The 4,647-nt window shown below is 50.7% G+C and carries 6 protein-coding genes; 5 read left to right on the plus strand and 1 reads right to left on the minus strand.

The window, feature by feature from the left end:
• Nucleotides 1-227, minus strand: a 227-nt coding sequence (locus DXV50_RS09915; protein WP_232817529.1) for a hypothetical protein, incomplete at its 3' end; no start/stop codon positions are given.
• An 83-nt stretch (nucleotides 228-310) separates the two neighbouring features.
• Here DXV50_RS09915 and DXV50_RS10155 point away from each other — a divergent pair.
• From DXV50_RS10155 to DXV50_RS09445, 5 genes are all read left to right on the plus strand, one after another.
• Nucleotides 311-820 (plus strand): DUF975 family protein, encoded by a 510-nt coding sequence (locus DXV50_RS10155; RefSeq protein ID WP_198666486.1) that lies wholly within the window; start codon nucleotides 311-313, stop codon nucleotides 818-820.
• A 535-nt stretch (nucleotides 821-1,355) separates the two neighbouring features.
• The gene (locus tag DXV50_RS09420) at nucleotides 1,356-2,471 is read left to right on the plus strand and encodes a hypothetical protein (protein ID WP_113993109.1); all 1,116 of its coding nucleotides are present in this window, start codon (nucleotides 1,356-1,358) and stop codon (nucleotides 2,469-2,471) included.
• Between the two features lie 313 nt (nucleotides 2,472-2,784).
• Nucleotides 2,785-3,294 (plus strand): hypothetical protein, encoded by a 510-nt coding sequence (locus DXV50_RS09430; RefSeq protein ID WP_008982526.1) that lies wholly within the window; start codon nucleotides 2,785-2,787, stop codon nucleotides 3,292-3,294.
• Nucleotides 3,295-3,528, plus strand: coding sequence for an immunity 17 family protein (locus DXV50_RS09435; protein WP_002576934.1), 234 nt, complete (start codon nucleotides 3,295-3,297; stop codon nucleotides 3,526-3,528).
• Nucleotides 3,529-3,749: 221 nt separating this feature from the next.
• Nucleotides 3,750-4,574 (plus strand): hypothetical protein, encoded by an 825-nt coding sequence (locus DXV50_RS09445; RefSeq protein ID WP_198666487.1) that lies wholly within the window; start codon nucleotides 3,750-3,752, stop codon nucleotides 4,572-4,574.
• The last annotated feature ends 73 nt before the right edge of the window (nucleotides 4,575-4,647 follow it).

Raw genomic sequence — 4,647 nt, forward strand, 5'->3', positions numbered from 1 at the left:
GATGAGATCTCGTGTGGACAGGTATTGCCGCCAGTGCGCTCGGTGCTACCATTGTGAGCAGTTCCAACAGTGCCGTATCCAATTCCAATCAGGCAAAGGACATCCATTTTGAACTGTTCTCCCAGCCCAACGGCGGTCGGCTGCTTGCTGTTCTGCTTGCCGGCATTGTTCTGTGGGCAGTCCTCCAACTGATCGTGGGCGGTGCAGTTCAACTGGGATATGCTCATTTTAATCTGAACCTTGTAGATGGAAATGATGCTGCCATCTCGGACTTGTTCTCTCAGAAGACCGTCTGTGGGATGGCTTCTGCATGAAATTCCTGCAGGGTCTGTACATCGCCCTCTGGTCGCTGCTGTTGGTGATTCCGGGAATCGTGAAAACATACAGCTATGCGATGACACCTTACATCATGTCCGAGCATCCTTCGCTGACCGCAAATGAAGCGATCACAGAATCCCGGCGGATCATGAATGGCAACAAATGGCGGCTGTTCTGTCTGGATTTCAGCTTCATTGGCTGGGAGCTGCTCTGTTCGGTGCCACTGTATGCCGAGGGTTTTCTGGTTCTCAAATATTTCACCGGTTCAGAGGCTCTGGCGATTTCTCTTGTTCTTCTGCTGACAATTCCATTGAGCATTGGCTTCTTTTTGTACACCCCTATGAGGAAGCTGCATGGGCTACTTTCTACCGCGATATTACCGCAGCACCTACCGAACCGGATGAAGCATATTGACTTTTATATTAAAATTATCGTTGTAGTTCCCTTCATCGGCTATGACTCTAAATGGCCGGATCAGAGTAAACATAGATTGAAAAGCTGATCCAAAACGCAAACGATTCTATTGTTATTTCACACTCTGCGGATGTTTCCAGTTATAAAAAAGAAATTATTATATGGTCGATCATGATATGGTCGATCATGCAGAGTACCTTATCGGTGTGTTTGATAATCAGAAAAAGCTGCGCTCAGGTACAGCACAGACAGTCAACTATGCCTTGCATCAGGGAAAAGTAATCACTCTGATCCATCCAGACACTATGGAGATAACAGCCCCTGCGCCTTAACAAATTCACAAAAATTTTTCATTAGCATTTCCAACAAAATATTTTCATTGAAGGGGTGCTGTGATATAATAAGATATAAAACTACGCTCAGAACAAATGGTGCCGCTATGAACAATATATTGGACAGCAATTTGCTGCTTTAAGATACGAAAAAAATATTTTGGTTGTTGAAGAAACTACATCTGCTGGTGGATGCGGCTCCTTCACGCGGCTTCTTCATGTCCTGCGTCAGCCTGTCTTTATGACAGTGCGGCGTGGGGCTTTTTTATTGCCTGAAAGGAGTATGAGAACATGAGTCTGAAATATACCTGCCCCAGCTGTGGAACCCCATTGGGTTATGAGGGATTGTGTTGGAAATGTAAGTGCGAGCAAGAACGGCAAGCTGCTCTGGCCTGGATGCCGGAACAAATTGTCGAAAAACAAAGAAACTTGATACAGAACATCCAGAGGCTGGCTGATATGGAGGACCCAGAGTTCGCCGACTTTTGGCAGCTGCTTGGCTACCATGATGCCATCACCCCGGAGATTCAGCGAGTGGCACTGGCCGCAGAGGTGTTCTGGCCCTGTGAGATCTATTATCATGCTCCCGCCGATGTGCGGGATGGTCTGATCCATGCGCTGTTGTCCGCAGAATATTTCAGCGCGGCCTCCAACCTGATGAGTTGCCTTGCTATGCAAGGAGATGACAAGGCAATGGAGACTCTGCTGGAGCTGGAGCGAAATCCCCGGCCCTGGCGCAAGGGCCTCTATGTAGACCCATCCAGCTATGCGCAGATCGGAGGCTGGACCTTCGACAAGGAGGGCCAGAAAATCCAGCTCAACTTCGATACCTGCTATCCTATGGTCAAAGGAACCACCAGCGAGAAATCTCCCGTCCGCATTGGCCGGGCACGGGAGGACACATGCCCCCACTGTGGCGGACGCATGGTGGACATGCTGGTGCTGGATGGCCGGGATGAGCGGCTGAAATTTCTGGGGTTGGATGGTATTCTGACTGCCACCTGCTGCCCCAACTGTGTGGGATTCTTGAAAGGTCCAGCCTTTAACAGTTTTACCCTGGATGGCGGCGTGGAAGTCTTTCCCTCCGAGTTCTTTGAAGGGGCGGAGAAAACGGATTGCTATGTCAGTCCCGAGGACTACAAGGCCCTCACGGAAAATCCCTTTGTGCTGGGCGAAGCGCCCGTGCCCCTGTTTTACGGTGCGGCCTGCCAGGATGTGAACACGGTGGGTGGCTTTGCCAACTGGGTACAGGACGCGGAATATACGACCTGTCCTCACTGCGGTAAGCCCATGAAGTATCTGGCGCAGATTCAGTGGGATACGGTGTTTGACTGTGCGGAGGGCACGCTCTATGTGGAATTCTGTCCAGACTGCCAAATCATATCCATGCAGCATCAGCAGACCTGAGAGGAGACGCTGCTATATGTGTGAGCACTACCGAAACATTCAAACATGGAGAAAATTTGATGCGCCCAAGGACTACCTGGCCTGTATTGCTTATATTCAGCAGTTGGTGGACAAGGCCAATTTGAACTGATGGCAGAGGAGTCCACCTGCCCGCTGGAGGAGGTAAAGACTGAGGATGGATGGGCAGACGAAATTATGGCTCACATGATTCGGTGCAAGCACTGTGGTCAGATCTTCACCTGTGTGGTCAACACCTGGCGAGCAGTGGACACTTCAAAAAGGCAAGGGATAACACAGAAAAGGCGGTGAAACGATGAATCGGACAGAAGAAATAGAGCTGCTGGAGCAACTCGAACAGTGGAATAGCAAGGACGAGTATTCCCAGTGCATCCAGGCCATCGAAGCTATCCCGGAACAGGAGCGGGGCTATTTGCTGACCGTCAAGCTGAGTCGGGCTTACAGCAATCTGGCGGTTCTGGGAGATCATGGAGTGCATGGGACCGACGGTGAAGTGGACGGGGATCTCATCCGACACGCCATTGATCTGCTGGAGTCCGTCCGCACCCAGGGAGAGAACGACCCTTACTGGAACTCCCGGATGGGCTATTCTTGCCTGATGGCATACCGCTCCGCAGCCACCGCCTATGAATACGCAAAATGCTGGCTGGCCCTGGCCCCGGATGCCCCAGCCGCTCAAAAGCTGGTTCGGGACTGCGAGGAATATCTGGAGGAGGAAAAAGCTCTGGAGCTGGATTTAAAAGAGCGGGAGGAAATCATCCGAAAGGAAACTCCCGATGATGTAAAAAAAGGGGGGTATCTGTAAATGAACAGTGAACAGATCACAGCATTTTTGCAAGAGCATTGGTACATTGCCTCGGTGCTCATCGGGGCCGTGATTTTAATTGGGGCGATCCGCAACTGGAACTGGCTCTGCGACCCCACTGGTACGCGGGATGCTCATCGACACAGCAGAGGATACCGGCGTGTGGTTTTCTTTCTGCTGGGTGTCCTCCTGATTGTGGTGAGTATCTGGGGATTTGTGCTGAAGTTGAAATAGGAGGAGCAATCCCATGACCCAAGAAGAACAAATCCGACTCTATCGGCTGATGGAAAAACTCAACTGGTTTTTCCACCAAGAGATGCACTACCTGAATAGAGATATTGCGGAAAGACCGCACGGGAGTGTTACCCGGAGATTCGGGATTTTACATACGATATTTTGTGGAACGACCTGCCCAGAGAGGTGCAGGGACAACTTATGAACGAGGATGAGACGCTATGAATACTACGATGACTTTAGAACAACTGCCTCCCAAGGGTGTAAAGCGAGAACAGGCCATTTTGGCGCTGGGCAAAGAGGAAGCAAACGGCGAACTGTTTCTCCAGCTTGTGAATACAGAAAAGGGCAAGTGCAAAACGGCTGCTCAAAAGGCTTTGGCGCAGCTGGAGTATGCCCCTGCTGCCCCACTGTGGGCCAAGCTGGTCAAGGGCAAATGGATGGGCAGCCATATCATGTCGGATGCCTGCTCGGATTGTGTATCGGAGCAGATTGCCCCAGTCATCCTGAAAACCCTCTCCCTGCTGTTGGATGAGGCGGATACAAAACCGCTGGAAGAGGGACAGGTGGAACAGATGAATTTCTGTTTTCATTTGATGCTGGGCAAAGCCTCCCCCAAGATGTTGGAGGTGTACCGTTTTCTGGCGGAAAATGCGGAACGGATCGGCCATCTCAAGCACACCCCCTTTTATGATGGTGACAAATGCACTACATGGCACATTTCCCAAGGACTGGGGCTCTATAAAGTAAAGCCAAAGGAAATGGAGAAGATTCCGGCTTTGATTCTGACCGCCTCCTTGATTCGAAACCCGGATACACGACTACAAGCACTGGCCGATGAACTATATGAACGCTATGGCGGCAGTTGGCTGATTCCAGTCTTTATGAAAGCAATTATCACCCAGCCCAAGGAACAGGTGTATGAAACCTATTCGCTCCTGCTGGGAACTCCCAAAGAAATCTACCTGTTCAATGCTCTGGGGATGCTGGATTACCGCTGTTATCCGAGGACTGGATCTATGAACGCCTGGGGCCTGATGGAATGACTGCGTTCATCTTTTGGGGCCATGAACGCTACGGGTCCTATGACACGACCTTTATGTTTGAACGCTATGTGGA

The organism is Paratractidigestivibacter faecalis (assembly GCF_003416765.1).
In the GTDB taxonomy this organism is placed as follows: Bacteria; Actinomycetota; Coriobacteriia; order Coriobacteriales; family Atopobiaceae; genus Paratractidigestivibacter; species Paratractidigestivibacter faecalis.